Origin of the sequence: Streptomyces sp. NPDC041068 (assembly GCF_040647455.1) — a bacterium.
Taxonomy (GTDB): domain Bacteria; phylum Actinomycetota; class Actinomycetes; order Streptomycetales; family Streptomycetaceae; genus Streptomyces.
Window position 1 is genome coordinate 26163 of the sequence record NZ_JBEZCG010000028.1, and the last position, 25009, is coordinate 51171.

Annotated in this window: 27 protein-coding genes; 15 read left to right on the top strand and 12 right to left on the bottom strand. The window is 71.6% G+C overall.

Translation table 11 applies throughout. The features are described from left to right. Nucleotides 1–24 precede the first annotated feature (24 nt). From AB0B50_RS41275 to AB0B50_RS41295, 5 genes are read left to right on the top strand one after another with little or no spacing between them, the layout of a single operon-like run. The gene (locus AB0B50_RS41275) at nt 25–321 is read left to right on the top strand and encodes a phosphopantetheine-binding protein (protein WP_362342112.1); all 297 of its coding nucleotides are present in this window, start codon (nt 25–27) and stop codon (nt 319–321) included. Beyond that, a complete protein-coding gene (locus AB0B50_RS41280) occupies nt 321–1580 on the top strand; it encodes a beta-ketoacyl-[acyl-carrier-protein] synthase family protein (RefSeq protein WP_362342114.1) in 1260 nt (419 codons plus the stop codon). The genes AB0B50_RS41275 and AB0B50_RS41280 overlap by 1 nt, the downstream gene beginning before the upstream one ends. Beyond that, nucleotides 1577–2857, top strand: coding sequence for a beta-ketoacyl-[acyl-carrier-protein] synthase family protein (locus AB0B50_RS41285; protein ID WP_362342116.1), 1281 nt, complete (start codon nt 1577–1579; stop codon nt 2855–2857). The genes AB0B50_RS41280 and AB0B50_RS41285 overlap by 4 nt, the downstream gene beginning before the upstream one ends. Continuing rightward, nucleotides 2854–3714, top strand: coding sequence for an SDR family oxidoreductase (locus AB0B50_RS41290; protein WP_362342118.1), 861 nt, complete (start codon nt 2854–2856; stop codon nt 3712–3714). Before AB0B50_RS41285 ends, AB0B50_RS41290 begins: the two co-directional genes overlap by 4 nt. Then, nucleotides 3711–4901, top strand: a complete 1191-nt coding sequence (locus AB0B50_RS41295; protein WP_362342121.1) for a thioester reductase domain-containing protein — start codon at nt 3711–3713, stop codon at nt 4899–4901. The genes AB0B50_RS41290 and AB0B50_RS41295 overlap by 4 nt, the downstream gene beginning before the upstream one ends. 359 nt (nt 4902–5260) lie before the next feature. On the opposite strand, the gene tuf is transcribed toward AB0B50_RS41295, so the two are convergent. Next, complete coding sequence (gene tuf, locus AB0B50_RS41300; RefSeq protein WP_362342124.1) at nt 5261–6442, bottom strand: elongation factor Tu; 1182 nt, start codon at nt 6440–6442, stop codon at nt 5261–5263. Between the two features lie 334 nt (nt 6443–6776). Between tuf and AB0B50_RS41305 the strand changes: the two genes are divergently transcribed. Beyond that, nucleotides 6777–7172: an SgcJ/EcaC family oxidoreductase gene (locus AB0B50_RS41305; protein WP_362342127.1), complete on the top strand. Its 396-nt coding sequence runs from the start codon at nt 6777–6779 to the stop codon at nt 7170–7172. A 57-nt stretch (nt 7173–7229) separates the two neighbouring features. Here the strand turns inward: AB0B50_RS41305 and AB0B50_RS41310 are convergent, their stop codons facing one another. Next, nucleotides 7230–7928, bottom strand: a complete 699-nt coding sequence (locus AB0B50_RS41310) for a DNA alkylation repair protein (RefSeq protein ID WP_362342129.1) — start codon at nt 7926–7928, stop codon at nt 7230–7232. A gap of 49 nt (nt 7929–7977) precedes the next feature. Between AB0B50_RS41310 and AB0B50_RS41315 the strand changes: the two genes are divergently transcribed. Further along, complete coding sequence (locus tag AB0B50_RS41315) at nt 7978–8682, top strand: TVP38/TMEM64 family protein (RefSeq protein ID WP_362342132.1); 705 nt, start codon at nt 7978–7980, stop codon at nt 8680–8682. 10 nt (nt 8683–8692) lie between these two features. On the opposite strand, the gene AB0B50_RS41320 is transcribed toward AB0B50_RS41315, so the two are convergent. Further along, nucleotides 8693–9862, bottom strand: coding sequence for a thiolase family protein (locus AB0B50_RS41320; RefSeq protein WP_362342135.1), 1170 nt, complete (start codon nt 9860–9862; stop codon nt 8693–8695). A 104-nt stretch (nt 9863–9966) separates the two neighbouring features. On the opposite strand from AB0B50_RS41320, the gene AB0B50_RS41325 reads away from it, so the two are divergent. Then, complete coding sequence (locus AB0B50_RS41325; protein WP_362342138.1) at nt 9967–10437, top strand: helix-turn-helix domain-containing protein; 471 nt, start codon at nt 9967–9969, stop codon at nt 10435–10437. 132 nt (nt 10438–10569) lie between these two features. Next, nucleotides 10570–11442, top strand: a complete 873-nt coding sequence (locus AB0B50_RS41330; RefSeq protein ID WP_362342141.1) for an undecaprenyl-diphosphate phosphatase — start codon at nt 10570–10572, stop codon at nt 11440–11442. A gap of 6 nt (nt 11443–11448) precedes the next feature. Here the strand turns inward: AB0B50_RS41330 and AB0B50_RS41335 are convergent, their stop codons facing one another. After that, nucleotides 11449–12411: a pentapeptide repeat-containing protein gene (locus AB0B50_RS41335; RefSeq protein ID WP_362342144.1), complete on the bottom strand. Its 963-nt coding sequence runs from the start codon at nt 12409–12411 to the stop codon at nt 11449–11451. 355 nt (nt 12412–12766) lie between these two features. Here AB0B50_RS41335 and AB0B50_RS41340 point away from each other — a divergent pair, with 355 nt between their 5' ends. After that, the gene (locus tag AB0B50_RS41340) at nt 12767–12946 is read left to right on the top strand and encodes a hypothetical protein (RefSeq protein WP_362342147.1); all 180 of its coding nucleotides are present in this window, start codon (nt 12767–12769) and stop codon (nt 12944–12946) included. A 21-nt stretch (nt 12947–12967) separates the two neighbouring features. Here the strand turns inward: AB0B50_RS41340 and AB0B50_RS41345 are convergent, their stop codons facing one another. After that, a complete protein-coding gene (locus tag AB0B50_RS41345; RefSeq protein ID WP_362342150.1) occupies nt 12968–13630 on the bottom strand; it encodes an HAD family phosphatase in 663 nt (220 codons plus the stop codon). A gap of 69 nt (nt 13631–13699) precedes the next feature. Here AB0B50_RS41345 and AB0B50_RS41350 point away from each other — a divergent pair, with 69 nt between their 5' ends. Further along, nucleotides 13700–14200 carry a nuclear transport factor 2 family protein gene (locus tag AB0B50_RS41350; protein ID WP_362342152.1) on the top strand — a complete coding sequence of 167 codons (501 nt, stop codon included), beginning with the start codon at nt 13700–13702 and terminating at the stop codon, nt 14198–14200. Nucleotides 14201–14352: 152 nt separating this feature from the next. Next, entirely contained in the window at nt 14353–16020 is a 1668-nt protein-coding gene (gene lnt, locus AB0B50_RS41355; RefSeq protein WP_362342155.1) for an apolipoprotein N-acyltransferase, read from the top strand. On the opposite strand, the gene AB0B50_RS41360 is transcribed toward lnt, so the two are convergent. After that, a complete protein-coding gene (locus tag AB0B50_RS41360; protein ID WP_362342157.1) occupies nt 15938–16849 on the bottom strand; it encodes a Gfo/Idh/MocA family oxidoreductase in 912 nt (303 codons plus the stop codon). The genes lnt and AB0B50_RS41360 overlap by 83 nt on opposite strands. 31 nt (nt 16850–16880) lie before the next feature. Then, nucleotides 16881–18125, bottom strand: a complete 1245-nt coding sequence (locus tag AB0B50_RS41365) for an FAD-dependent monooxygenase (protein ID WP_362342160.1) — start codon at nt 18123–18125, stop codon at nt 16881–16883. Between the two features lie 123 nt (nt 18126–18248). Between AB0B50_RS41365 and AB0B50_RS41370 the strand changes: the two genes are divergently transcribed. Together AB0B50_RS41370 and AB0B50_RS41375 are read left to right on the top strand one after the other, a co-directional pair. Further along, nucleotides 18249–18842 (top strand): TetR family transcriptional regulator, encoded by a 594-nt coding sequence (locus AB0B50_RS41370; protein WP_362342163.1) that lies wholly within the window; start codon nt 18249–18251, stop codon nt 18840–18842. Nucleotides 18843–19025: 183 nt separating this feature from the next. Continuing rightward, nucleotides 19026–19496 carry a hypothetical protein gene (locus AB0B50_RS41375; protein WP_362342166.1) on the top strand — a complete coding sequence of 157 codons (471 nt, stop codon included), beginning with the start codon at nt 19026–19028 and terminating at the stop codon, nt 19494–19496. A 21-nt stretch (nt 19497–19517) separates the two neighbouring features. Here AB0B50_RS41375 and AB0B50_RS41380 read toward each other — a convergent pair whose 3' ends face one another. Next, complete coding sequence (locus AB0B50_RS41380; RefSeq protein WP_362342169.1) at nt 19518–20006, bottom strand: hypothetical protein; 489 nt, start codon at nt 20004–20006, stop codon at nt 19518–19520. 97 nt (nt 20007–20103) lie between these two features. Then, nucleotides 20104–21066 carry a WYL domain-containing protein gene (locus AB0B50_RS41385; protein ID WP_362342172.1) on the bottom strand — a complete coding sequence of 321 codons (963 nt, stop codon included), beginning with the start codon at nt 21064–21066 and terminating at the stop codon, nt 20104–20106. Nucleotides 21067–21167: 101 nt separating this feature from the next. Here AB0B50_RS41385 and AB0B50_RS41390 point away from each other — a divergent pair, with 101 nt between their 5' ends. Beyond that, the gene (locus AB0B50_RS41390; protein WP_362342174.1) at nt 21168–21596 is read left to right on the top strand and encodes a DUF3224 domain-containing protein; all 429 of its coding nucleotides are present in this window, start codon (nt 21168–21170) and stop codon (nt 21594–21596) included. A 66-nt stretch (nt 21597–21662) separates the two neighbouring features. On the opposite strand, the gene ung is transcribed toward AB0B50_RS41390, so the two are convergent. The 3 genes from ung to AB0B50_RS41405 all read right to left on the bottom strand — a co-directional run bounded on the left by ung (nt 21663) and on the right by AB0B50_RS41405 (nt 24994). Next, the gene (gene ung / locus AB0B50_RS41395) at nt 21663–22346 is read right to left on the bottom strand and encodes a uracil-DNA glycosylase (RefSeq protein ID WP_362342177.1); all 684 of its coding nucleotides are present in this window, start codon (nt 22344–22346) and stop codon (nt 21663–21665) included. A 135-nt stretch (nt 22347–22481) separates the two neighbouring features. After that, a complete protein-coding gene (locus AB0B50_RS41400; RefSeq protein ID WP_362342180.1) occupies nt 22482–24056 on the bottom strand; it encodes an ABC transporter substrate-binding protein in 1575 nt (524 codons plus the stop codon). Between the two features lie 182 nt (nt 24057–24238). Beyond that, nucleotides 24239–24994 (bottom strand): SDR family oxidoreductase, encoded by a 756-nt coding sequence (locus tag AB0B50_RS41405; RefSeq protein ID WP_362342183.1) that lies wholly within the window; start codon nt 24992–24994, stop codon nt 24239–24241. Between the last annotated feature and the right edge of the window lie 15 nt (nt 24995–25009).

Genomic DNA, 25009 nt, shown 5'->3' on the forward strand with positions numbered 1-25009 from the left:
CCCGTACCGAAGGAGTACTCGCTCATGACCGACGCCCAGCCCGACGCCCGGATCGACACCCCGGTCAGCCCCCGGACCGACACCCAGGTCTCCGACGCCGTCACCGAGGTCCTGATGCGCATCCTCTCGGTGTCCGAGGAGGACGTGACGCCCGAATCCCGACTCGCCGACGACCTGGACGCCGATTCGCTGGACCTCTCCGAGATCACGGCGGCGCTCGCGGCCCGTGGGTTCGTCGTGGACAAGGCCGACGTCAAGGCTCGGGCCTCGACGGTGGCCGACCTCATCGCGCTCGTCGACTCGCCGTCCGAGCCCGCCTGATGGGCACACGGCTCAGCGGTCGGGCGGTGGCGGTCACCGGGATGGCCACCACCACACCGGCCGGGTTCCGTACCGCCGACCTGTGGAGCGGCCTCCTCGCCGCCGAGGGCACTTTGGCCCGTGCGTTCGGGGATCCGGACGAGCACCGCGGAATCCCGGGTTTCGCCTGCCGCGTGCCGGCCGGCGCCACCGGCCACCAACCCGCCCTCGGCCTCGGCAAGTTGGGGCGGCGACTCGACCCGGCCACCCGGCTGGGCGTGTCCACGGCGCTCGACGCCCTCGCCGACGCCGGTCTGACCGACCGTCCGCCCGGCACGGGGCGAGCCGCCACCGGCCGGTTCGCGGTGGTCGCGGGGACGGCGTTCGGCGCCTCCACCACCGTGGAGGCGCCGGAGCGAGGCACCTTCTTCGTGCCGATGGCCATGCACAACGCCCTGCCCGCCACGATCAGTCTGGCCGCCGGTTTCACCGGCCCATCGCTGGCGGTCAGCGCCGCCTGCGCGACCGGTGCGGTGGCCGTCGGCGAAGGCGTACGGCTCATCCGTGACGGTGTCGCCGACGTCGTCGTCGCGGGCGGGGCCGAGCTGCTCACCGAGAGATCGCTGGCCGGGATCGGAGCCAGCGGCGCCCTGTCAGGGCGGTCCCACGAACCACGGCGCTCCGCACGGCCGTTCGACGCCGACAGGGACGGAACCGTCGCTTCGGAAGGGGCGGCGTTCGTGGTGCTCGAAGGCCTTGGGCACGCCGCCCGTCGAGAGGCCCGGGAGTACGGCCGCATCAGCGGCTACGCGACCAACTGCGACGCCCACCACCTGACCAGTCCCAGCCCGGGAGGCGAGGGGGCGGCGGAGTGCATGCGCGCCGCTCTGGCCGATGCCCGCGTCGACGCGGCGGACGTCTCACACGTCAATGCCCACGCCACCTCGACCCCGGTCGGGGACGCGGCCGAAGCCCAGGCGATCGTCGCGGTGTTCGGTCCCCACCGGGTGCCGGTCACCGCCAACAAGGGCGTCACCGGCCACATGATCGCCGCCTCGGGGACAGCGGAGGTGGTCGCCTCCCTGCTCACCCTCGCCCACGCGGTGGCACCCCCCACCGCCAACACCCTCACGCTCGACGACGCCCTGGAGATCGACCTGGTCATGGGCCGCCCCCGGGCGCTGTCGCCGGGCCCGGTCCTCTCCAACTCGTTCGGCTTCGGCGGCCACAACGCCGCCCTGCTCATCACTCCCACGCCCCCGACACCGGAGCGGCCATGAGACAACACCGGCAGCTCCTCGACCACTTGGGCCGTCGTCGGGTCGTCGTCACCGGCATCGGGGTCACCACCCCGGCCGGCTGCGACCTCAGCACGTTCACGGACACGGTCATGGCGGGCAGGCCGACCGCCGGACCCATCACACGGTTCGACCCGACCGGTCTTCCCACCCGATTCGCCTGCCAGGTCGGCGACTTCCACCCCGACCGGTATCTGTCCGGCAAGGAGCTCCGCCGTGCGGACCTGTTCGCCCAGTACGCCCTCTGCGCCGCGCTGGACGCCCTCGCCGACGCCGGAGCTCCCCCGTGCGACTCCTTTCGGAGCGGCATCGTCTGCGGCTCCTCCTTCGGAGGGGCCCACTCGTACACCCTTCAGGCGCTCAACTGCCACGACAGGGGCCCCGAAGAGGTCAGCCCGCTCACGACCACCCTGCTGATCCCCAACTCCGCCGCCGCGTTCATCGGCCTGAAGCTGGACTGGCACGGCCCCTCCACCACCCTGTCCACCGCCTGCGCGTCAGGGATCGACGCGATCAGCACCGGGGTCGGCCTGATCCGTGACGGACGCTGCGATCTCGTCCTCGCCGGAGCCGCCGACTCCGCCGGAGTGACCCGGCTGATGATGGCGGCCTTCTGCCAGTCCGACGCGCTGTCGACCCGCAACGACGACCTCGCCACCGCCTCCCGGCCGTTCTCGGTCGGTCGCGACGGCTACGTCATGGGCGAGGGCGCGGCCTTCCTGACCCTGGAGCCCCTCGACGCGGCGCTCGCCCGGGAGGCGACGGTCTACGCCGAGGTCGCCGGCGCCGCGCAGAGCACCGACAGTCACCACCTCACCGCGCCCCATCCCACCGGGAGATGGGTCACCGCCTGCATGAACAGCGCCCTCGCCGACGCCGGGCTCACTCCCGCCGACATCGGATCGGTCAACGCGCACGGCCCGTCCACCCCGCTCGGCGACGCGATGGAGACCCGCGCCCTGCTCGCCACCTTCCACGGCACTCCTCCGCCGGTCACCAGCTCCAAGAGCGTCCTGGGCCATCTGATGGGGGCATCGGGCGCGGCGGAGGCCGCCGTCGCCGCCCTCACCGCGCACCGCGGTCTCGTCCCGCCGACCGCGGGCCACGGCAGACTCGCCGACGACTGCGAGGGGTTGGACGTGGTGAGCGGAGAGCCGCGGGACACCGGACGCAGGCCGGTGCTGTCCAACTCCTTCGGCCTCGGCGGGCAGAACTCGTGCATCGTCCTGGCCCCGCCCGGATGGAGGGCACCGGCATGACGGGAAGGTTCACGGACGAGGTGGTCCTCGTCACCGGCGGCGGACGCGGAATCGGCCGCCACATCACGCGGGCGTTCGCGCGCGAGGGCGCGCACGTCGTCGTCAACTGCTTCCGCGACCCCGAAGCCGCCCGGCACACCGTCGACGAGGTGCTGGACAGCGGGGGCAAGGCGCACCTGCTCCCCGGCAACGTCGCCGACCGCGGCGCGGTCGTCGCCCTGTTCGACGAAATCGGCGAACGCCACGGCCGCCTGGACGTCCTGGTCAACAACGCCGCGTCGGGCCGGTTCAGCGCGCTGGACGCGGTCCGCGAACGGGACTGGCTCCGTGCCCTTTCCACCAACGCGGCCGGCTCCCTGTGGTGTTCACAGGCGGCCCGCCCCCTGCTGGAGCTGGCCCGGTGGCCGGCGATCGTGAACGTCTCCTCGTCAGGCGCGGGTGCCGTGCTGCCCGCCTATACGAGCACGGGTGCCTCCAAGGCCGCGCTCGAAGCGCTCACCCGCTATCTGGCCGTCGAGTACGGACCGGCCGGGATCCGGGTCAACGCCGCCGCGGGCGGGCTGATCGAGGGAGACGCCCGAGCCGGGATGCCCGGCAACGACCACCTGGAATCCGCCGCCCGCGCCTGCACCCCGCTCCGCCGGATCGGCACCCCCGAGGAACTCGCCCAGGTGGTGCTGTTCCTCGCGTCCCCCGCCGCGAGCTGGATCACCGGACAGGTCCTGCACGCCGACGGCGGCCTGTCGATCACCCACCCCGCATACGCGTCGATGGCGGCGCGAGGAGAAGGACACCGAGCGCCAGATGCAGGACACGAGGTGCGCGGAGAAGGACACGAGAGGAAGCGCCTGCCATGACCCACGGCTCCACCGCCCCTGCCGCCCTCTCCGTACCGGCCACCGACCTCCGGCTCCCGGACGACATCAGTCCGGACTCCTCGCCGGAGCAGGCCTCTTCGCCGGACGTCCTGCTCACGGGGGCGACCGGCTATCTGGGCGCGTACCTGCTGCGAGAGCTGCACGGCGTCACCGAAGGCACGGTCCGGTGCCTGGTCCGCGCGGCCGACGACGGGGCGGCGTCCGCGCGACTGGCCGAGCGGTGCGCCGAGTTGGGCGTCCCCGCCGAACAAGTGGTCGCCGTCGCGGGCGACTTCACCCAGCCGCGCCTCGGCCTCGACGACCACCGCTACCAGGCGCTCGCCGAGGTGACCGGCACCGTCCATCACTGCGGTGCGTCGGTGAACATGAACGACCCCTACCAACTGGCGCGGTTCCCCAACGTCCGGGGAACGGTCGAGGTGCTGCGCTTCGCCGCGTTCGGGCCCGTCAAAGCCGTGCACCACGTCTCGACCATGGCGGTGTTCATCTCCTCGCGTGCCTGCGGGACCCATGTCGTCGACGACCGCAGCACGCCGTCGCTCGCGTACTCGGGCACGTTCGGATACCCGGCATCAAAGTTCGTGGCCGAGGAGTTGGTGCGGCAGGCCGCCGCCCGCGGCCTGCCCGCCGCGATCTACCGCCCGCCGTTCGTCCTCGGGGACAGCCGCACGGGCATGATCGCCGCGGGCGAACCGCTCAGCACCCTCTTGCGGGTGTGCGTCCAGCTCCGCGCCGCACCCGAGGCGCTCCCCCACGTGCCGGTCTGTGCCGTCGATCACGCGGGCCGCACCATCGCAGCCCTGTCCCGGGGCGCGGCACGGACACGACAGCCACAGGTGTTCAACCTGCACGACCCGGCCCCGTTCCCGCTCGGCGAAGCGGTCGATGCCCTGCGTCGGGCAGGGCACGAGATCGCGTCGATTCCGGTCGCCGCGTGGCTGGACCTGCTGGCGGCCAACCGCCGTGTCCGGCCCGCCCGTTCGTTGTACGCGATGTTCGACATGCTCCCTTACCTGGTGCGGGCGACTCCCGGGCACCGGCTGCCCGCCCTCGCCCCGTCCCGTGTCCCGGCCCTGCTCGCCGACGAGGGGATCACCGCCCCCGTCATGGACGAGGCGTACCTGGCCAGGCTCGTCGGCTGGATGTTCCCCCGGGAAGGGAGCTGACGACGGCACCGGCCGAAGGCCCCGTACACCTGGAACTGGACGGCCCCGAGGCCACGGTGCCCCTGGACGACCGGGCGCACGCCAACGCCCTCAGCGTGAGCACGGCGGCATCAGCTGGTTCCCGCCCCGCGTCGTCCCCCGCGAGGACCTGCTCCGCGCCGCGCAGGAGTACGCCGCTGCCCTGTCTGCCCCGTCTCCCCCGTCTTCCCCGTCTGCTCGGTGTGCGTCGAATTCGTACGTAGCGCACACCGAGCAGAGCCGAAGGAACCGAACCCGGACCGGACCAGACCGGACCGGACCGGACCGGACCGGGAAGGGCTCCGGACGACGTGGCGGCGGCGAGGGCCGGGCCCGGCCCGTCAGGCGAGGCCCGTCACCGTGCCCGCGCCGACCGTGCGGCCGCCCTCGCGGATCGCGAAGCCGAGGCCCGTCTCCAGCGGTACGTCACGGCCGAGTTCGACCGTCATCGTGACCGTGTCGCCGGGGCGGGCGACGGCCGCTTCGCCGAGGTCCACGTCGCCGACCACGTCCGCGGTGCGGATGTAGAACTGCGGCCGGTACCCGGTGGCGATCGGCGTCGTGCGGCCGCCCTCCCGGGCCGAGAGGACGTACACCTGCGCGGTGAAGCGCCTGCTCGGACTGACACTGCCGGGCGCCGCGACGACATGGCCGCGTCGTACGGCGTCGCGTGGCAGACCGCGCAGCAGCAGCGCGACGTTGTCGCCCGCCTGCGCCTCCTCCATGGGCTTGCCGAAGGTCTCCAGGCCGGTGACCACCGTCTCGGTGTCCGCGCCGAGGACCTCCACGCGGTCGCCGAGGCGGACCGTGCCGCGCTCGACGGCACCGGTGACGACGGTGCCGCGCCCGGTGATGGTGAGCACGTTCTCGACGGGCAGCAGAAAGGGCGCGTCGAGATACCGCTCGGGCATCGGCACGTACGTGTCCACGGCGTCGAGCAGCGCCTCGATGGCGGCCGTCCACCGCGGGTCGCCCTCCAGGGCCTTGAGGCCGGAGACGCGTACGACGGGGACCGAGTCGCCTCCGTACCCGTGCGAGGAGAGCAGGTCGCGGACCTCCAGCTCGACGAGGTCGGCAAGCGCAGCGTCCTCGCCGTCGGCGACGGCATCGGCCTTGTTGAGGGCGACGACGATGTGGTCGACGCCGACCTGGCGGGCGAGCAGCACGTGCTCCGAGGTCTGCGGCATGATCCCGTCCAGCGCGGATACGACGAGGATCGCCCCGTCGAGCTGGGCCGCGCCGGTGACCATGTTCTTGACGTAGTCCGCGTGGCCGGGCATGTCCACGTGCGCGTAGTGCCGGGTGTCCGTCTCGTACTCGACGTGGGCGATGTTGATGGTGATGCCGCGCTGCGCCTCCTCCGGCGCGCGGTCGATGCGGTCGAAGGGCACGAACGTGCCGGTGCCGCGCTCGCTGAGGACCTTGGTGATGGCGGCGGTCAGGGTGGTCTTGCCGTGGTCGACGTGGCCCATGGTGCCGATGTTCAGGTGGGGCTTGGTGCGTACGTATGCCGTCTTGGGCATGGCTGTTCCTTCCAGGAACAAAGAGTGATGGCCTCCTTGGATGAGGCGGGGACCCCGGTACCGCGCCGACCCTCCCCCTGTGGGGTCCGCCGGAATGTCCGGAGAGGGTCAGCTTCGGGCGCCGTCGAATGCGGCGACGGGGAGGACGGCAGCCTTCACCGCGCCCGCGACTGCGGGCGAATATGTGAGGAAGGCGTGCCGGAACATGACGCCGATCATTGCCGATGGACGCGGGCGCGTCGAATGAATTTCGGCCCTGAACGGCGCGCCTGTGCCGATGAGTTGCGGTCGGGACGGACCGTCGTACGACTGCTACGAAGGGAAGGTGCGCGCCATGGCCGACGACACCGCGGAGATCCGGGCCCTGATCGAACGCTGGGCCGACGCCGTGCACACGGGCGACCTCGACACGGTCGTCGCCGATCACGCCGCCGACATCGTGATGTTCGACGTGCCGCCGCCCCAGGACGGCGTCCGCGGCATCGACGCCTACCGCGCGGTGTGGCCGCCCTTCTTCACGTGGCAGGCGCAGGGCGCCTCGTTCGAGATCGTCTCCCTCGACGTGACGGCGGGCGAGGACGTCGCGTACGCGCACGCCCTGCTGCGCTGCGGGACCCCGCAGGAACTCGCCGAGCGGCCCGACAGCCGGCTGCGCCTCACGCTCGGGCTGCGCAAGGAGCGGGGCCGCTGGGTCGTGGCGCACGAGCACCACTCGTTCCCGACGGGCTGAGGCGTGCCGTCGAAGGCACGGCTCGCTCAACGGTTTCCGGCACGGCTCCGCGGTTCTTCAGAGGTTTTTCAGAGCCTCCCGCACCGACAGCGGCGCGAGCCTGCCCCGCTCCGCTTCGACGAAGGCGCGCACCGCGTCCGGGTCGGTCTTGGCGTACTCCCGAAGGCACCAGCCGATCGCTTTGCGGATGAAGAAGTCGGGGTGCCCGGACTGGCGTACGCAGTAGGCGAAGAGCCGGTCGGTGTCGGTGGCCGTCTTGTGGCGGAGCTGGTGGAGGAGGGCGGTGCGGGCCACCCACAGGTTGTCGTCCTCGATCCACTCGTCCATGACGGACCGCAGCTCGGGATCGGCGGCGACCAGGCCGCCGACGACGTGCGCGGCGAGCAGGTCGACCGTGTCCCACCAGGAGTGCGTCGTCACGAGGTGCCGGGCGACGGGCAGGAAGCCGGACGAGCAGCGCTTCACGTGGCGGCGCAGATAGTCGACGGCGAAGTACGCGTACTCGCGCTCGGGCAGCTCCCAGCAGCGCAGCGCGAGAGCCGCGCAGTCCGCCTCGTCCGGACGCGGGGTCCCGGCGAGGACGGCGCGGGCCAGGTCACGGCGCTCGGGCGAGGTCAGGCCGAGGAAGGGGGCGACGTCCTTCATGTACGCCTTCATCTGCGCGGCCCGCTCCGGATCGGCCGCCGCGGAGTAGCTCGCGACGAGCCGTTCGACGACCGTGTCGGCCAGGTCACTTCTCGGGACTGTGACGCTCATGAGACGCACCATACGGCGATCAGACACATGAGCCGGTTAGTCTTCCCGGATGCTCGAGACCGCAACCGCCCGTCCGCAGGGCTTCGCCGTGCGCTGCACCAGGGCTCTGCTGTCGCCGTGGTCGCGGCTGTCCTTGCTCGTGGTGCTGCTCGCCGCGGCCGGGACGTGCGTGCTGCTCTTCGAACCGCAGCGGATCCTGTCCGGCGGGTGGCCCGCGCAGCTGGGCGGCGCCACGGCGGTCGCCCTGTACGCCGTGGCGTACGGAGCGTGCACCGCCGCGTTCGTGCCGCGTCCGCTGCTGAATCTGGCGGCGGGCGCGCTCTTCGGCTCGCAGGCGGGTCTCGTCGCGGCGGTCGCGGGCACGGTGCTCGGCGCGGGGATCGCCTTCGGGCTCGGCCGGATGCTCGGCCAGGACGCGCTGCGGCCACTGCTGCGGGGCCGCTGGCTGAAGGCCGCGGACGGCCAGCTCAGCCGGCACGGCTTCCGTTCGATGCTGGCGGTGCGGCTCTTTCCCGGTGTGCCGTTCGCCGCGGCGAACTACTGCGCGGCGGTGTCCCGGATGGGCTGGCCGCCGTTCCTGATCGCCACGGGCCTGGGGTCGATCCCCAACACGGCCGCGTACGTCATCGCGGGCGCCCGCGCGTCGACGCCGACGTCTCCCGCCTTCCTGATCGCGATGGGGTTCATCGCGGTGACGGGTCTGGGCGGGGTGGCGGTGGCGTGGTTCAAGCGCCACCACCTGCGCGGCCGCTGAGGTCAACGCCTCACAGCGCCTCCAGGACAGTCGCGTTGGCGAGGCCGCCCGCCTCGCACATGGTCTGCAGGGCGTAGCGCGCGCCGCGGGCCCGCATGGCGTGGACGAGCGTGGTCATCAGACGGGTGCCGCTGGCGCCCAGCGGGTGGCCGAGCGCGATGGCGCCGCCGTGCACGTTGACCTTCGCCGGATCGGCGCCGGTCTCCTGCAGCCAGGCAAGGACGACGCTCGCGAAGGCCTCGTTGACCTCGAAGAGGTCGATGTCGTCGAGAGTCAGTGAGGCCTTGCGCAGCACCTTCTCGGTGGCGGGCAGGATGCCGGTGAGCATGAGGAGCGGGTCGGATCCGGTGACGGCGAAGCTGTGCAGCCTGGCGAGCGGGCGCAAACCGAGGCGGGCGGCGTTCTCGCTGGTGGTGATGAGGACGGCGGAGGCCCCGTCGTTGATGGGGCTGGAGTTGCCGGCCGTCACGGACCAGTCGATCTGCGGGAAGCGCTCGCCGAAGTTCGGGTCGTAGTAAGCGGGCTTGAGCCCCGCGAGGACCTCGGGAGTGGTGGCGGGACGTACGGACTCGTCGTGCGTGAGGCCCGCGATCGGCGCGGTCTCGGCGTCGAGGAGACCGGCGTCCCAGGCACGCGCGGCCCGCTGGTGCGAGGTCGTGGCGAACTCGTCCATGCGCTCGCGCCCGATGGACCACTTGGCGGCGATGAGCTCGGCGCTGATGCCCTGCGGGACCAGGCCTTCCGGATAGCGCGCGGCGACGCCGGGGCCGAAGGGGTCGGCGCCCGCGGGCACGTTCGACCACATCGGTACGCGGCTCATCGACTCCACGCCACAGGCCACGACCATGTCGTACGCGCCCGACATGACGCCCTGCGCGGCGAAGTGCACGGCCTGCTGCGAGGAGCCGCACTGGCGGTCGACGGTGGTGGCGGGCACGGACTCGGGGAAGCCGGCCGACAGGACGGCGTAGCGGGTGGTGTTCATGGCCTGCTCGGCGACCTGGTCGACGGTGCCGCCGATCACGTCGTCGACCAGGGCCGGGTCTATTCCGGTGCGTTCGACGAGGGTGCGCAGGGTGTGGGCGAGGAGCTCGACCGGGTGGACGGAGGCGAGGGCGCCGTTGGGCTTGCCCTTGCCTACGGGGGTGCGTACGGCTTCGACGACGACGGCGTCACGCATGGTGCGGCCTCTTTCGACTACCAGTGAGTAGGAAAACCAAACTCACCATAGCGAGGCGGGTTGGAAAATCAAACCCTCACCCCTCCGCCCCCTAGACTGCGCGCATGAAGGATCCGCGCCCCTGCTCCATCGCCGACGCCCTCGCCCTGGTCGGCGAGAAGTACTCCCTGCTCGTGCTGCGCGAGGTGTGCCTCGGCAATGAGCGCTTCGACCAGCTGGTCCGCAACATCGGCGCGCCCCGCGACATCCTCGCGACGCGCCTTCGCCGCCTGGTGGAGGCGGGCATCCTGGAGAAGGTGGCCTACAGCGAGCGCCCGCAGCGCTTCCTGTACCGGCCGACGCGCGCCGGCCTCGAACTGGAACCCGTCCTGATGACCCTCATGGCGTGGGGCGACCGCCACCTGCGGGGCGACGACGACCGCCCGATGGTTCTCGAACACTCCTGCGGCCACGAACTGGCCCCGGTGGTGACGTGTTCGGCCTGTGGCGAGGCGGTCCGCCACGACGACCTGACGGCGCACCCCCAGACGCCGGGATGGACGGCGGCGGGCCCGTCCGCGACGCCGGTCAAGTGATCCGGGTCGGCCCTCCCACGGTCTCGTAACCCAAGCCCGCTACGCTGCCCCCACGACGAGGGACATGATCACCCCTCGTGCCCCGGCATTCCGCCTCAGTCACACCACAGTTACTTGGACGGCGCAGCTTTCATGTCTTGGCTTGAATCCTTCATCCTCGGGCTCGTCCAGGGACTGACCGAGTTCCTCCCGATCTCCTCCAGCGCACATCTGCGGCTGACCGCGGCCTTCGCGGGCTGGCACGACCCGGGGGCGGCGTTCACGGCGATCACACAGATCGGCACCGAGACCGCCGTGCTGATCTACTTCCGCAAGGACATCGCCCGCATCATCTCGGCGTGGTTCGGCTCGCTGTTCGGCAAGGTGCCGCGCTCGGACCACGACGCGCAGATGGGCTGGCTGGTCATCGTGGGCTCCATCCCGATCGGCGTCCTCGGCGTCACGCTCAAGGACCAGATCGAGGGCCCCTTCCGCGACCTGCGCCTGATCGCCACCACGCTGATCGTGATGGGCATCGTCCTCGGCATCGCCGACCGCCTGGCGGCCCGCGACGAGACGGGCGGCAAGCACCGCGCCGTACGCCACCGCAAGGACCTCAAGGAACTGGGCGTCAAGGACGGCCTGATCTTCGGCATCTGCCAGGCCATGGCCCTGATCCCCGGCGTCTCCCGCTCGGGCGCCACGATCAGCGGCGGCCTCCTCATGGGCTACACCCGCGAGGCCGCGGCCCGCTACTCCTTCCTCCTCGCCATCCCCGCCGTCCTCGCCTCCGGCGCCTACGAACTGAAGGACGCGGGCGAGGGCCACGTCTCCTGGGGCCCGACGATCTTCGCCACGATCATCGCCTTCGTCGTCGGTTACGCGGTCATCGCGTGGTTCATGAAGTTCATCACGACCAAGAGCTTCATGCCGTTCGTCTACTACCGCATCCTGCTCGGCATCGTCCTGGTCGTGCTGGTGGCGACGGGGGCGTTGAGCCCGCATGCGGGGGAATCGGCGGGGTGACGCGGGTCAGTGGGGGCCCTGCGGCGAACTCTCCCGTTCGGGAGCGTTGTTCGTGCCCGCGTCCGGGTCGGTGACGACCTCGTTGAACTCCGACATTCCCACCGGTACTTGCTCCATCGAGAAGCGGGCCTTGCGCAGATAGGCCCCGTGGAACTTCGTCGAGATCGCGTAGCTTCGCCTGAAGTCGGCCTTGGGGGCCCAGGCCCGGGAGAAGTCCGCGTGCTGGAGGTCAGCCTCACGTAGGTTCGCGCCCGCCAGGCGGGCCCGGGTGAAGTTGCCGTGGGACAGGTCCAGGGACGCGAGGTTGGTGCGTCTCAGGTCCAGTCGGGTCGCCTCCTCCCGTACAGGGCGGCGCCCCAGGACCGTCACAGCCGCCTGCACCACCTCGTCCGGGCGCGGCAGGAAGCCCTCCACGGGTGCGTGTTGCCTGATGAACGCGGCCAGGACCGCCACGATCGTCGCGTGGTCCTTCTCGCTGTCGCGCATCGTCCGTTCGAGGCTGTAGATGCCGCCCAGACGTTGCGTGTCGTCGCCCGAGCTGAGGAGCTTGATCGCTTCTACGTAGCGGTCGGTCACCTGCGCCTCGCGGGCGAGGTCGGCTTGTTCGCGGTCCTTGGCCTGCGTGTGGGCGAACTGTTCCTGCGCGTGCTCGAATTGGCGCTGGGCCAACTGGAACTGCTCCTGCGCCTGCTGCAGTTGCCGCCGGTCCAGCGCGTGCTTCTTGTGCGTGTACCAGAGGCCGAGCGCGGCGATGGCTCCGGCGACGATGGCGATCAGCGCGGTGCGGAGTCCCGTGATGATGATGCCGGCCGCGGGGACGAGGTCGCCGTTCCCGTCCTTGACCCGGTCGCCCTCCACCAGCCAGGGCACCTGGACGACGGCGGTCACCATCGCCCCCGCGGCGACGACGACCAGAACGACGACCGCCGTCCACTGCCACGGACTGAGTCTCTTCGCGGAATCCTCCATGCCCGGCATCATGTACGGCGCAGGGGCGCCTCAGCGCCCCTTTGTCACATTCGAGGTGTCACGTTCGAGATGTCACGTTCGAGGTGTCGCATGCGAAGGGGCCGCCCACGCCGCGCCCGTCAGGACTGCGGCCGTCGGCCGTGGTTGGCCGCATGCTTGCGGCGGGCCTTCTTCTTGCGGCGTCGCTTCGAGGACATGGCGCCACCAACCCTTCCGGTAGGGGATGCAATCTTCCTTCCGATTAATACCGTTCCATACCGTTCTGGGCACGGCGACCGGACGGGACGATCACATGGTGGAGGTGTGTGGTAGCTGACAGTTCCGATTGTCGTAGCCATCCCCTAGGCTTGACGCCATGCCCTTAACCCCACCACCCCATGGTTCCGTGCGATCTTCCGTCGAACTCAACGAGCGGATCCGCGGCCTGTGGCTGCGCGCCGGCGGCCGGCTCACCGCCGAACAGCGCAGGGAGTACGAGCAGTTGGTGACGGAGTGGGCTGCCGCGGTCCGCGAAGAGGTGGTGAAGGCGGCCTAGAACCGCGAGGGCAAGCGCGACCTAGGACCGCAAGAAGGCGTCGATCCTGCCCAGCGTGTCCTCCACGCCCGTGTGGACGTGACCGGCCATTCCGAGCATCCGCGCCGCCTCGACGTTCTCGGCGGTGTCGTCGACGAACAGCGTCCGCTCGGGCTCCGTGCCCGTCCGCCGCAGGGCGATCTCGTAGATGCGGAGGTCCGGCTTGGCGCAGCCCACCTCGCAGGACAGGACCAGGTGGTCGGCGATGTCGAGGAGCCGGGCCTCTGTCATCCTCGTACGCAGGCTCGGCCACGTATTGCTGACGACGGCGGTCGCGACGCGTTCCGTCCGTTCGGCGAGGCCCTGCCGGTCCAGGGAGCGCCGCGTGACCCGCTCGCCCCGCGGCCCCCTCAACTCCCTCAGCCGCCCCACGAGTTGCTCGTCCCACGTCTCCCGCGCCGCCAGGTCCCGCCGCACCTCGGCGACCAGCTCCGGGCCGATCCCCAGCCGCCGCCCGACCGTGTGCCACCACGCGTCCTCGGTGACGACACCGATCAGGACACCGGAGTCGTTGCCTTCATAGAGCGCCGCCAGGAAGGCCCTCGCCGAGATCCCGAGCCGCGCGCCCCACTCCCGCGCCGCGGCCGGCAGGTACTCCCGGACCAGCACTCCGCCGACATCCATCAGCACACCCTTGGTCCTCACTCCCCCACGCTAACTCTTCTTCCCTGCACGCCCCTTGGCTCGGCACCGCCCGTGCCCAACACTGAGCCGATGACGCAGCGTGTGGAACTCGCAGCCGTGATCGACAGGTTGGCGATCGACGCCCTCATCACCGACTACGCCGTGACCGTCGACGACGGCGACTGGGACGGCTACCGACAGCTCTTCACCCCCGGCGGACGCGCCGACTACCGCTCCGCGGGCGGCATCGAAGGAGGAGTCGACGAGATCGCCGCATGGCTCGCGGAGACGATGCGGCTGTTCCCGATGCGCCAACACCTGATAGCCAACCGCAAGTTGGACTTCGGAACGCGCGACCAGGACATCGGCGACACCGCGCACGTGCAGGCCGACTACGTGAACCCCATGCGCTTCGACACCGCCACGAGCACGGCACCGGACTTCGTCTGCGGCGGCCGCTACTCCTTCGCGCTCCTGCGTACGCACAGTGGCTGGCGGCTGCGCCACGTGGTCGTCACGGAGAAGTGGCGCCGCACGGCCGACGAACGGCAGCAGGGCGAACGCCGACGGGAAACGACCTCAGACGCATGACCACTGAACGCATGACCACTGGCGCATAACCTCCGACGCATGACCCCTGCCCCGTAACCTCCGACGCATGAACGAACGCCCACTGTCCTAGATCGTCGACGACGCGCACACTGGAAGCACGACCGGGCGTCGGGGACCGAGGGAGGCGCTGCATGGATCTTTTCGGCGACGACCGGTGGGGGCGGCTCAGGCGGCGCGCCGTGCCGCTGCTCGCCTCGCGCTGGTGGCGCGGGGCCATCGCCGTCGCGGCCGGGGCGCTGCCCGCCCTGGCCTTCCCCGCCCCGTCGCTGTGGTGGTTCGCGTACGTCGCACTGGTCCCCTGGATCCTGCTCGTGAGGTCGGCTCCGACCGGGCGGCGGGCCGCTCTCGACGGCTGGCTCGGCGGCCTCGGCTTCATGCTGGCCGTGCACCACTGGCTGGTGCCGAGCCTGCATGTGTTCACGGTCGTCATCGCGGCACTGCTCGGTCTGCTGTGGATGCCCTGGGGCTGGCTGGTGCGGCGCCACCTGAGCGGTGTGCCGACCCGAGGGCGGGCCGCGGCCGCGCTCGTGGTGCTGCCCTCGGCCTGGCTGATGGTCGAACTGGTCAGGTCCTGGGAGGGGTTGGGCGGTCCGTGGGGCCTGCTCGGGTCCAGCCAGTGGCAGGTGGAGCCGGCGCTGCGGCTCGCATCGCTGGGCGGGGTGTGGCTGGTCAGTGCGCTGGTCGTGGTCATGAACACCGCGGTCGCGCTGCTGGTCGCAGCCCTGGCCGAGCGCACCGCCACGACCACGCGCACCGCCTCGGCCCCTCGGCCCTCCGCGGGCGCTTCGGCCGCCCCCGCCCTGGCGGGCCTGCTCGCCGTGGCCGCCGCGACGACGGCCGCCTGGACGTGGGCGCCGCGCCCCGAATCTGCGGGGCACACCCGGATCGCCGTCGTCCAGCCCGGCGTCATCAACGGCATCTCGGGCGCCGACAAGCGCTTTGCCCGCGAGGAGGCGCTGACCCGCGAACTGGCGGGCCAGGATCTGGACCTCGTCGTCTGGGGCGAGAGCAGCGTCGGCTTCGACCTGGCCGACAGGCCCGACGTCGCGCGCCGGATCGCCGCGCTGTCCCGCGAGGTCGGCGCGGACATCCTGGTGAACGTCGACGCGCGCCGCTCCGACCGACCCGGCATCTTCAAGAGCTCCGTCCTGGTCGGCCCGCAGGGCCCGACCGGCGACCGCTACGACAAGATGCGGCTCGTCCCCTTCGGCGAGTACATCCCCGCGCGCTCCCTGCTCGGCTGGGCCACGTCGGTCGGCAAGGCCGCGGGCGAGGACCGCAGGCGCGGCGACCGGCAGGTGGTCATGGACGCGGGGGACGGCCTGCGCGTCGGCCCGCTGGTCTGCTTCGAGTCGGCGTTCCCCGACATGAGTCGTCAGCTCACGCGTGACGGCGCCCAGGTGCTCGTCGCCCAGTCCGCCACGTCGTCGTTCCAGGACAGCTGGGCGCCGCGGCAGCACGCCTCGCTCGCGGCGCTGCGGGCCGCCGAGACGGGCCGCCCGATGGTGCACGCCACGCTGACCGGGGTCTCGGCGGTGCACGCCCCGGACGGCTCGCGCGTCGGCACCCCGCTCGGTACGTCGGCGAGCGCCGCGGAGGTGTACGACGTACCGCTGGCCAAGGGCACCACGGCGTACGTGAGGTGGGGCGAGTGGCCCGTGCACGCCGCGCTGCTCGTGCTCGCCGCCCTGTGCGCGACGGAGGGCGTGCGCGCTCTCAGGCGCCCCGCACCTGCTCCTGAACGGCACGGACCACACGCTCGCACAGCTCATGGGTCGCCAGCGCGTCCCGGGCGCTGAGCACCTTGCCCGCGCGCACGGCGTCGAGGAAGGCGAGCACCACCTGTTCGATGCCGCGCTGGCGGGCCACCGGCACCCAGTCGCCGCGCCGCCGCACACTGGGCTGGCCCTTGTGGTCGACGACCTCGGCGAGGTTGACCACCTGCCGCTTGGTGTCCTGGCCCGAGACCTCCAGGATCTCCTCGGTGGAGCCGCTGAGCCGGTTCATCATGCCGATCGCGACGAACCCGTCACCGGCCAGCTGGAGCACCACGTGGTGCATGAGCCCGTCCTCGACGCGGGCGCGCACGGTGACGTCGTCGACGGGCCCCGGCGCCAGGAACCGCAGCGTGTCCACGACGTGGATGAAGTCGTCGAGCACGAGCGTGCGCGGGTCCTCCGGCAGCCCGACACGGTTCTTCTGCATCAGGATCACCTCGCGCGGGTGCTCCACGCACTGCGCGTACCCGGGCGCGTAGCGGCGGTTGAAGCCGACGGCGAGGCTGACGCCGCGCTCCTCCGCGAGGCTCACGAGCCGCTCGGAGTCGGCGAGTTCGTACGCGATGGGCTTGTCGACATAGGTCGGCACGCCCGCTTCGACGAGGCGGGTGACGATCTCCGGGTGCACGGCGGTCGGCGCGTGCACGAAGGCCGCGTCGAGCCCCTGGGCGAGCAGCGCGTCCAGGTCGGTGTGGCAGCGCTCCTCGGGGATGTGGTGGACGCCTGCGACCCGGGCGAGGGTCGCGGGCGTACGCGTCTGCAGGTGCAGTTCGACGCCGGGCAGGGTGGTGAGGACGGGCAGGTACGCCTTCTGCGCGATGTCACCGAGTCCGATGCAGCCGATCTTCACCTTTGTCTCCCTACCGACCACTACCACTGGCCTACCTCTGTACTGGCTCGCGATCCGCCGCCTCCGTGCTTGGCTCGGGGGCTCCGGTCGCCGTTCCCGCAGCATACGGGGCCCGCGGAGGACGCCAGTCGGCGATGGAGGCGAAGCCGCGCATGATGAAGTTCGGGCCGAGCCGCGACGCCGCGGAGACAAGGGTGTTGCGTACGGCGATGAGCGGGGCGCCGGTGAGGTGCGTGACGCGGGAGGCACGCGCGGCGCGCCGGACGATCTCCGTAGTGCGCGGGACGCGGTCCGCGCTGTACGCGGCGAGGCCCGCGGCGAGATCGTTGCCGGGCGCCGCGTGGTGGGCGAGGACGACGCCGTCCTCGATGGCCTGGTTGCCGCCCTGGCCGAGGCTCGGCGTCATGGCGTGCGCGGCGTCCCCCACGAGGGCGACGCGGCCCCGGTGGAAGCGGGCGAGCGGCGTCGGCAGGTAGCGGACGTCGTTGCGCAGGACGTCCTCCGCACGGACGGCGGCGATCATCTCGGGGATCGGTTCGTGCCAGCCGGAGAAGCGGCGCTCCAGCTCGGCCTTCTCGTCGTCGGGCGCCCTGCCGCCCTCGGGCAGCCGGGCCGTGGCGTACGCGTACACCCGGCCGTCCTTGAGCGGCTGGGTACCCCATACGCCGCCGCGGCCCCAGGTCTCGTGCGGCGCGAAGGCCCGGTCCGGCGCGGGGATGACGAACCGCCATGCGGTGAATCCGGCGTACACGGTCCCGGGGTGGGCCGGGAAGAGCGCCGTGCGCACGGCGGAGTCGATGCCGTCCGCGCCGACGACGAGGTCCGCCTCGGTGTCGCCGTCGTCCGTGGCGACGACGGCGGGGCGGTCGGTGCCACCGGGGTCCGTGAGGCGGGCCCGTGTGCCGGTGCGCAGAGCCCCCTCGGGCAGCGCGGAGACCAGCAGGTCGACGAGGGTCGCGCGATGCAGCATGACCAGGGAGCCGCCGTACGCCGCCTCGGCCTCGGCCGCGCTCGTGCGTACCAGCCAGCGACCGTTCTGGGCGCGCATCCCGCCGTCGCCCTGCCAGGCCGCCAGCGCGCGGACCTCGTTGCCGAGGCCGAGGACGTCCAGGGCGCGCTGGGAGTTGGGGGCGAGACCGATGCCCGCGCCGACCGGCTCCAGGGAGGCGGCACGCTCCAGGACCGTGACGCTCCACCCGGACTCGTGCAGGCCGATGGCCGCGGTGAGCCCGCCGATGCCGCCGCCGATGACGACTGCGTGGGGCTGCTGCTTCATGGCTCCTCCTCTGCGGTGCCGCACGCGGTTGCCGCGTGCTCGTCGCCCACCCCTTCACTACAGCTGTAGTGAGCGATGCGATGACCGTACTACACCTGTAGTGAGCCCGGTAAGGTTTCCGCCATGTCCGTACGCAGCGCGGGAGCCCCCCGCACCCGAGTCATCGCCGACGCCGCCCTCGCCCTGCTCGCCGAGCGCGGCATGCGCGGCCTCACCCACCGGGCCGTCGACGAGGCGGCGGGGCTGCCGCAGGGCTCTACGTCCAACCACGCGCGCACCCGGCTCGCCCTCCTGGAGGCGGCGGTGCGGCGGCAGGCCGAGCGGGAGAGCGAGGTCCTCGACCCCGCCGGGATGCCGGACCCGGCGGCCGGCCTGGAGGCACTGGCCGCGGGCCTCGCCCTGGCCCTGCACCGCTACCTGACCGGCGACTACCGCCAACTGCTCGTTTCCCGCTACGAGTTGGCGATGGAGGCGACCCGCAGGCCGGAGCTGCGCAGCTTCTACGACGCGACGGGCGCCCAGTTCCGCGAGCCCCTGGTGGCCCTGCTCCGCGCCGCGGGCTCCCGCGAACCAGAGCGCCACACGCTCTCCCTGGTGGCGTGGTGCGACGGCCTGATGTTCTCGTGCGTGGCGGGTTCGTACCACGCCACGGTCCCGACCGAGGAGGAACTGCGGAGGAGCGTGGGGGAACTGTTGCGGGGGATGCTGGAGGGGTGAGCGGGGGCCGGGCTCGGGTGGCTGGGTGACCGGGCGGCCGGGTGACCGGGTGACCGGGTGACCGGGTGACCGGGTGTGAGGCTGCCCGCCCCCATGCCCCGTCACCCATGTCCCGTCACCCATGCGGGGCAACGTCACCGTGTTCCGGCGCCAAAGGCCCACGCACACCGCAGAGTTGTACGGGTGCATCGATCGACGACCGCCACCGCGCTCCTCGTCTCCGTGGCCGTCTCGGCCACCGTCTCCGGCTGTGTGAGCGTCGAGCGGCCCGACGGGGCCCGCCCCGCGGCCGTCACCGCACCCCCTCCCGGACCCCGCGCCGAGGGGAAGAACCGGCCGCAGATCGTGCAGGCCCCGGCCCGCGAGGCCCTGGAGCGCATGGGCCCGCCCCGCCGTCACTCCGCACCGCCGAGCAGGGCCGCCGCAGAGACCGAGCCCCACCCGGCCCTCGCGCCGTCGCGCCCCTCGCGCCCCACGCCCCCACCGGCGCGCAGGCCCGCCGCGTCACGACCGGACGCGGGCGCCACCCGCCCCGCCCCTTCCCCCACGAGCGCGGCTCCCGGCACGGACGTGTGCGCACTGGGTGAGGCGTACGGCAACTGGCGGCCGGACAGCCCTCAGGCCGTCATCTGCCGTGAGACGTACGGGCGTTGAGCCGATGCCCCCGCCCCGCCCTCACTCCTCCTCGCTCCCCTCCCCCACCTCCCGCTCAAGGCGGGCGATGGCCGCCTTGATCCCGTTTCCGTACCCGTCGTCCTCCAAGGAGCCCACCGCGCCCCGGGCCCGGCGCAGATGGCTACGGGCGGCCTCCGGGCGGCCCAGTTTCACGTAGTCCGCGGCCAGGTTGAGGTGCAGGGAGGGGTAGAAGCCGCGCACCGCGAGCGACCTGTGGTGTTCGTTCAGCCGCTGGTCGGTGAGCTCGTCCGCCGCCGACAACGCCCGCAGGTCCCACGCCAGTTCGTCCGAGGGGTCCTCCTGGGTGTCCGCCATGTAGTGCGCGAGCGTGCAGCGGTGCAGCGGGTCGCCGTCCTCGCCGATCTCCCCCCACAGACCGAGGAAGCGGTCCTGCGCCTCCTCGCGGTCACCGCCGTGATGCAGCATGACCGCTTGCCCGATCCGGGTCATCATCGCGTCCTCCGCCGTCTGCTCCTGCTGCTCCGTCACCGGGTCCTCCGTGGTCGTGCGGCCGACTCCCCCATCCCTGACGACGCTAGCCGCCGCCACTGACAATCCCGGTCAGGCACGTTCACGGGCGGGCCGCTCACGCGTACCGCTGGGCCAGCCCGGTGACGCTCCTGGCCACTTCGGCACGGAGCTCGGGCGGCCCGAGCACCTCCGCCTCCAGGCCGAGGCGGAGGATGTCGGCCACCGCCACCGGCAGCTCCTCCACGTCGAGATCCAGCTCCGTCCAGCCGTCCGCGTCCGGCACCCCCGCCCCGTCCACGGCGCGCACCCCCGCCGCCCCGAACATCACGGGCAGCAGCCGCCGCCCCGCCGGGGACACCCTGAGCCGCGCCGTGCCCCGCAGCACCCGCGCCTCCAGGCCGCGCGAGGCCTCCTCCCAGTACGCCGCGAGGTCGAAGCCGTCGGGGCGGCCGCAGGGCTCCTCCGCCACGGTCGCCGCCAGGAACCGCGACACCCGATACGTACGTACGTCGCTGTCGACGGACGCCACGAGGTACCAGTTGCCGGCCTTGAGCACGAGACCCAACGGGTGCAGCTCGCGCCGGACTTCGCCGCCCCAGCGCCGGTAGTGCGCCCGCAGGACCCGCTGCCGCCAGACGGCATCGGCGACCACGTCGAGCAGCGGCGCCGGGTCCGCGGCGCGGAACCACGCGGCCGCATCCAGGTGGAAGCGCTCCTGGATGCGCCGCGACCGCTCACCGAGCCCGGCGGGCAGCGCGGCGGCCAACTTCAGCTGAGCGGTGGCCAGTTCCGCGCCGAGACCCAGGTCGGCGGCGGCCCCCGGCATACCGGCGAGCGCGAGGGAGTCGGCCTCGTCGTCGGTGAGGCCCGTCAGCCGGGTCCGGTAGCCGTCGAGGAGCCGGAAGCCGCCCGTCGGTCCGCGCTCGGCGTAGACGGGCACTCCGGAGGCGGCGAGCGCCTCGGCGTCCCGGTAGACGGTCCTGACCGAGACCTCCAGCTCCTCGGCGAGCTCGGGCCCGGTCATGCGTCCGCGGTTCTGGAGCAGCAGGAGAAGGGCCAGGAGCCGGTCGGCGCGCATGCGCCCAAGTCTGCCTCGGTACCTGACAGAAGGTGTCAGGTACCCCTGTCAGCATCTTCTCCAGAGCGGCCCGCCGGGGCCCTCGACACCGAGAGGACCCCATGACCGACCAGATCACCACGACCGACGAGACGACCGGCACCTTCACCTTCGCCCACTGGGACGAGAAGCCCGTCGCGGGCGCGGACGGCGGGGCCCGCATCGCACACGCCGCCGTCGCCAACGACTACGCCGGCGCCATCGAGGCGGCGGGCACCTCCTGCGAGTACTCCATCGCGTACACGAGCGAGACGGTCGGCGCCTTCGTCGGCCACGAGTTCATCGACGGCACGCTCGACGGGCGCAAGGGCTCGTTCGTCATCGAGCAGCGCGGTTCCTTCGGCGCCGACGGCGTCATCGAGTGCTCCTTCGCCGTGCTCCCCGGCTCGGCGACCGGTGAGCTCGCGGGGCTCACCGGCACCGGTTCGTTCACGGCGCGGGGCGGGCAGCACACCACGCCGTACTCCCTGACGTACACCCTTGAGGGCTGACATACGCCTTGGTGACATACGCCATGCTGACACGCCGCGCTGACGTACACCTTGAGGACTCCGGCGTCAGCCGAGGTCCGGGATCCGCCAGTCGATCGGCTCGTGCCCCTGCGCGGCCACCGCTTCATTGATCTGCGTGAAGGGGTGCGAGCCGAAGAACTTCTTCGCGGACAGCGGCGAGGGGTGCGCGCCCTTCACGACCACGTGCCGCTCCTCGTCGATCAGGGGGAGCTTCTTCTGGGCGTAGTTCCCCCAGAGCACGAAGACGGCCGGGTCGGGGCGGTCGGCCACCGCGCGGATCACCGCGTCCGTGAACTTCTCCCAGCCCTTGCCCTTGTGGGAGTTGGCCTCGCCCGCGCGGACCGTCAGGACCGCGTTCAGCAGGAGGACGCCCTGCTGGGCCCACGGCATCAGATAGCCGTTGTCCGGCACGGGGTGGCCGAGCTCCTCCTTCATCTCCTTGTAGATGTTCCGCAGCGAGGGCGGGGTCTTCACACCGGGGCGCACGGAGAAGCAGAGGCCGTGGCCCTGCCCCTCGCCGTGGTACGGGTCCTGGCCGAGGACCAGGACCTTCACCTGGTCGTACGGCGTCGCGTCGAGGGCGGCGAAGACCTCGTCACGCGGAGGGTAGACGGGACCCTTCGACCGCTCGTCCTCGACGAACTCGGTGAGCTCCTTGAAGTAGGGCTTCTGCAGTTCCTCGCCGAGGACTCCGCGCCAGGACGCGGGCAGCATGGCGATGTCGGTCACGTCAACAACCTCCGGTGTGCGGTCACTTCTCACCACAGAACCTACCGGCGACCGCTGACAATCGACCCGCCCGCCCGGCCCGCGCCCCGCTCGACGCTCGCCCGGCCCGCACCCCCACGCCGCCCGCCCGCGCCACTACCAGCTCGTCTTGCGCTGCAGCTCCCACATCATCATGATCGCCGAGGGATCGAGGGCGCGCTCGCCGCCCGCGATCTCCTCGCTGGACATGATGTACTGCTTGCCCTGCCACAGCGGCAGCAGCCGCACGTCGTCGACGAGGATCTCCTGGGCCCGCTCGAACTGGTCGATGACCGCGCCCCGATCGGTCTCCCTGCGCTCGCGCGGCAGCACCTCGTCGGTGATCTCCTTGGAGGGATAGGGCGTGTTGAGCACGTTCTTGGGGCCGACGAACGGCGCGATGAAATTGTCCGCGTCGGGGAAGTCCGGGAACCAGCCGCGCCCGAAGACGGGGTACTCGCCCTTGCTGTAGCCCTCCTGGAACTCGGTCCAGGGGCGGCTCTTGAGCGTGATCTTGAACAGGCCCGACGCCTCCAGCTGCCGCTTGAGCTCGGCGAACTCCAGCGCGGTCGCGGATCCGTAGCGGTCGGAGGTGAACCAGAGGGTCAGCGGCACCGGCTCGTTGATGCCGGCGTCGGTGAGGATCTTCCTGGCCTTGGCCGCGCTGGGGTTTCCGTAGTCGTCGAAGAACCCGGTGGCGTGGCCCGTGAGCCCCCTGGGGACCATCGAGTACAGCGGTTCGACGGTGTCCTTGTAGATCTTGTGGGCGATGGCCCCGCGGTCGACGACCTGCGCGAACGCCCGCCGGACCGGCAGCTTGCGCGCCCAGGGGTCCTTGGTGTTGAAGACCAGGTAACGGATCTCGGTGCCCGAGCCCTCGACGAGCTGGATGTCCTGCTCGCGCCTGCCCTTGCCCTGCATGGCGAGGATGTCCTCGGAGGCGAGACCTCGGAAGGTCACGTCGATCTGCTTGGCCTTGAGGGCGTCGACCATCGCCGACGACTTCTTGAAGTAGCGGATGGTCACGCCGTCGTTCTTGACGTCGGCCGCGCCCTTGTAGCTGTCGTTCTTGAGGAGCTCGGCCTTCTCGTTGCGCGCGTACGACTTGAGCGTGTACGGCCCGGACCCCGTGACCTCGTTGCCCTCGCGGAGCTTGTCGGCCGGGTACTCCTTGGGGTCGACGATCGACATGGCCGGGGTGGCGAGGACGAACGGGAAGGTCGCGTCCGGCTTCTTGAGGTGGAAGACGACGGTCCTTTCGCCCTTCGTCCCGACCCTGTCGAGCGAGCCGAGCAGACCCATGGGGCCGCCCTTGACGACGCCCTTCTCGTCCAGCGTCCGCATGCGGTCGAAGGAGTACTTCACGGCCGCCGCGTCCAGCGGGTCGCCGTCGGAGAACTTCAGGCCCTCGCGCAGTTCGCAGGTGAAGACCTTGCTGGAGGCGTCAGTGAACTCGCAGGACTCCGCGGCGTCCGGCTCGGGCTCGGTCGCCCCCGAAGGGAAGCTGAGCAGCGTCTGGAAAACGTTTCTGTAGAGCTCCCAGGAGCTGTCCCAGGCCTTGGCCGGGTCCAGGGTGCTGGGCGCACTCATCGTGCCGACGGTGATCTGCTGTTCCTCGTCCGACCCTTCGGAGGACAGCACCCCGCAACCAGCGAGCAGGGATATGGACGTGAGCGCCGCCAGTTGGCGCATACCCCTCTTCCGCTTCGCAAGGGGAACTTCACTGAACACGCGCACGCTCCTCGTTCGGCCATGCCATGGGGTCGGGAGACCATATCGCAGTGCCCCGCCGGGCCAACTCATTGCGCCGACGGGGCACTTGATGCGGGTAAACGTCGCTTTTGACGGCGTACTCAGCGGTTGTGCGGCCTTCGTCAGCCGACGCCCGCATTGAGGAAGATGCCGCCATCGACCACGAGTGTCTGGCCCGTGATCCAGTCCGACTGGGCGGAGGTGAGGAACGCGGCCGCGCCGCCGATGTCCTCGGGCACACCGAGCCGGCCGAGCGGGTAGGAGGCCGCCGCCTCCGCCTCGCGGCCCTCGTAGAGCGCCTGGGCGAACTTGGTCTTGACGACCGCGGGCGCGATGGAGTTCACGCGCACCTTCGGCGCGAACTCGTGCGCCAGCTGCAGGGTGAGGTTGACCATGGCGGCCTTGCTCATCCCGTACGCCCCGATGAACGGCGAGGCGGAGACGCCGGCGATGGAGGCGATGTTCACGATCGCGCCACCGTGCTCGCTCTGCCAGGCCCGCCAGGTCTGCTGGGCGAAGCCGAGCGCCGAGATGACGTTGGTCTCGAACACCTTGCGCGCCACGTTGAGGTCGAGCTCGGCCATCGGCCCGAACACCGGGTTCGTACCGGCGTTGTTGACCAGGAAGTCGACGCGGCCGAACGCCTCCATGGCGCGCTCCACGGCGACCGCCTGGTGCGCCTCGTCGTGGGCCTTGCCCGCGACGCCGATGACCCGGTCGGAGCCGAGCCTCTCGACGGCTTCCTTGAGGGCGTCCTCGTTGCGTCCGGTGATGCAGACGCGGTCGCCGCGGGCGACCAGGGCCTCGGCGATGCCGTATCCGATGCCGCGGCTCGCGCCCGTGACGAGCGCGGCCTTCCCACTGTCCTGCACAGCCATGATCCTTGCCTTCCG

Bases quoted from the DNA above. Each gene is read 5' to 3' on its own strand.
- AB0B50_RS41275 (WP_362342112.1), top strand. From the start codon at position 25: ATGACCGACGCCCAGCCCGACGCCCGGATCGACACCCCGGTCAGCCCC.
- AB0B50_RS41280 (WP_362342114.1), top strand. From the start codon at position 321: ATGGGCACACGGCTCAGCGGTCGGGCGGTGGCGGTCACCGGGATGGCC.
- AB0B50_RS41285 (WP_362342116.1), top strand. From the start codon at position 1,577: ATGAGACAACACCGGCAGCTCCTCGACCACTTGGGCCGTCGTCGGGTC.
- AB0B50_RS41290 (WP_362342118.1), top strand. From the start codon at position 2,854: ATGACGGGAAGGTTCACGGACGAGGTGGTCCTCGTCACCGGCGGCGGA.
- AB0B50_RS41295 (WP_362342121.1), top strand. From the start codon at position 3,711: ATGACCCACGGCTCCACCGCCCCTGCCGCCCTCTCCGTACCGGCCACC.
- tuf (WP_362342124.1), bottom strand. From the start codon at position 6,442: ATGCCCAAGACGGCATACGTACGCACCAAGCCCCACCTGAACATCGGC.
- AB0B50_RS41305 (WP_362342127.1), top strand. From the start codon at position 6,777: ATGGCCGACGACACCGCGGAGATCCGGGCCCTGATCGAACGCTGGGCC.
- AB0B50_RS41310 (WP_362342129.1), bottom strand. From the start codon at position 7,928: ATGAGCGTCACAGTCCCGAGAAGTGACCTGGCCGACACGGTCGTCGAA.
- AB0B50_RS41315 (WP_362342132.1), top strand. From the start codon at position 7,978: ATGCTCGAGACCGCAACCGCCCGTCCGCAGGGCTTCGCCGTGCGCTGC.
- AB0B50_RS41320 (WP_362342135.1), bottom strand. From the start codon at position 9,862: ATGCGTGACGCCGTCGTCGTCGAAGCCGTACGCACCCCCGTAGGCAAG.
- AB0B50_RS41325 (WP_362342138.1), top strand. From the start codon at position 9,967: ATGAAGGATCCGCGCCCCTGCTCCATCGCCGACGCCCTCGCCCTGGTC.
- AB0B50_RS41330 (WP_362342141.1), top strand. From the start codon at position 10,570: ATGTCTTGGCTTGAATCCTTCATCCTCGGGCTCGTCCAGGGACTGACC.
- AB0B50_RS41335 (WP_362342144.1), bottom strand. From the start codon at position 12,411: ATGGAGGATTCCGCGAAGAGACTCAGTCCGTGGCAGTGGACGGCGGTC.
- AB0B50_RS41340 (WP_362342147.1), top strand. From the start codon at position 12,767: ATGCCCTTAACCCCACCACCCCATGGTTCCGTGCGATCTTCCGTCGAA.
- AB0B50_RS41350 (WP_362342152.1), top strand. From the start codon at position 13,700: ATGACGCAGCGTGTGGAACTCGCAGCCGTGATCGACAGGTTGGCGATC.
- lnt (WP_362342155.1), top strand. From the start codon at position 14,353: ATGGATCTTTTCGGCGACGACCGGTGGGGGCGGCTCAGGCGGCGCGCC.
- AB0B50_RS41365 (WP_362342160.1), bottom strand. From the start codon at position 18,125: ATGAAGCAGCAGCCCCACGCAGTCGTCATCGGCGGCGGCATCGGCGGG.
- AB0B50_RS41370 (WP_362342163.1), top strand. From the start codon at position 18,249: ATGTCCGTACGCAGCGCGGGAGCCCCCCGCACCCGAGTCATCGCCGAC.
- AB0B50_RS41385 (WP_362342172.1), bottom strand. From the start codon at position 21,066: ATGCGCGCCGACCGGCTCCTGGCCCTTCTCCTGCTGCTCCAGAACCGC.
- AB0B50_RS41390 (WP_362342174.1), top strand. From the start codon at position 21,168: ATGACCGACCAGATCACCACGACCGACGAGACGACCGGCACCTTCACC.
- AB0B50_RS41400 (WP_362342180.1), bottom strand. From the start codon at position 24,056: ATGCGCCAACTGGCGGCGCTCACGTCCATATCCCTGCTCGCTGGTTGC.
- AB0B50_RS41405 (WP_362342183.1), bottom strand. From the start codon at position 24,994: ATGGCTGTGCAGGACAGTGGGAAGGCCGCGCTCGTCACGGGCGCGAGC.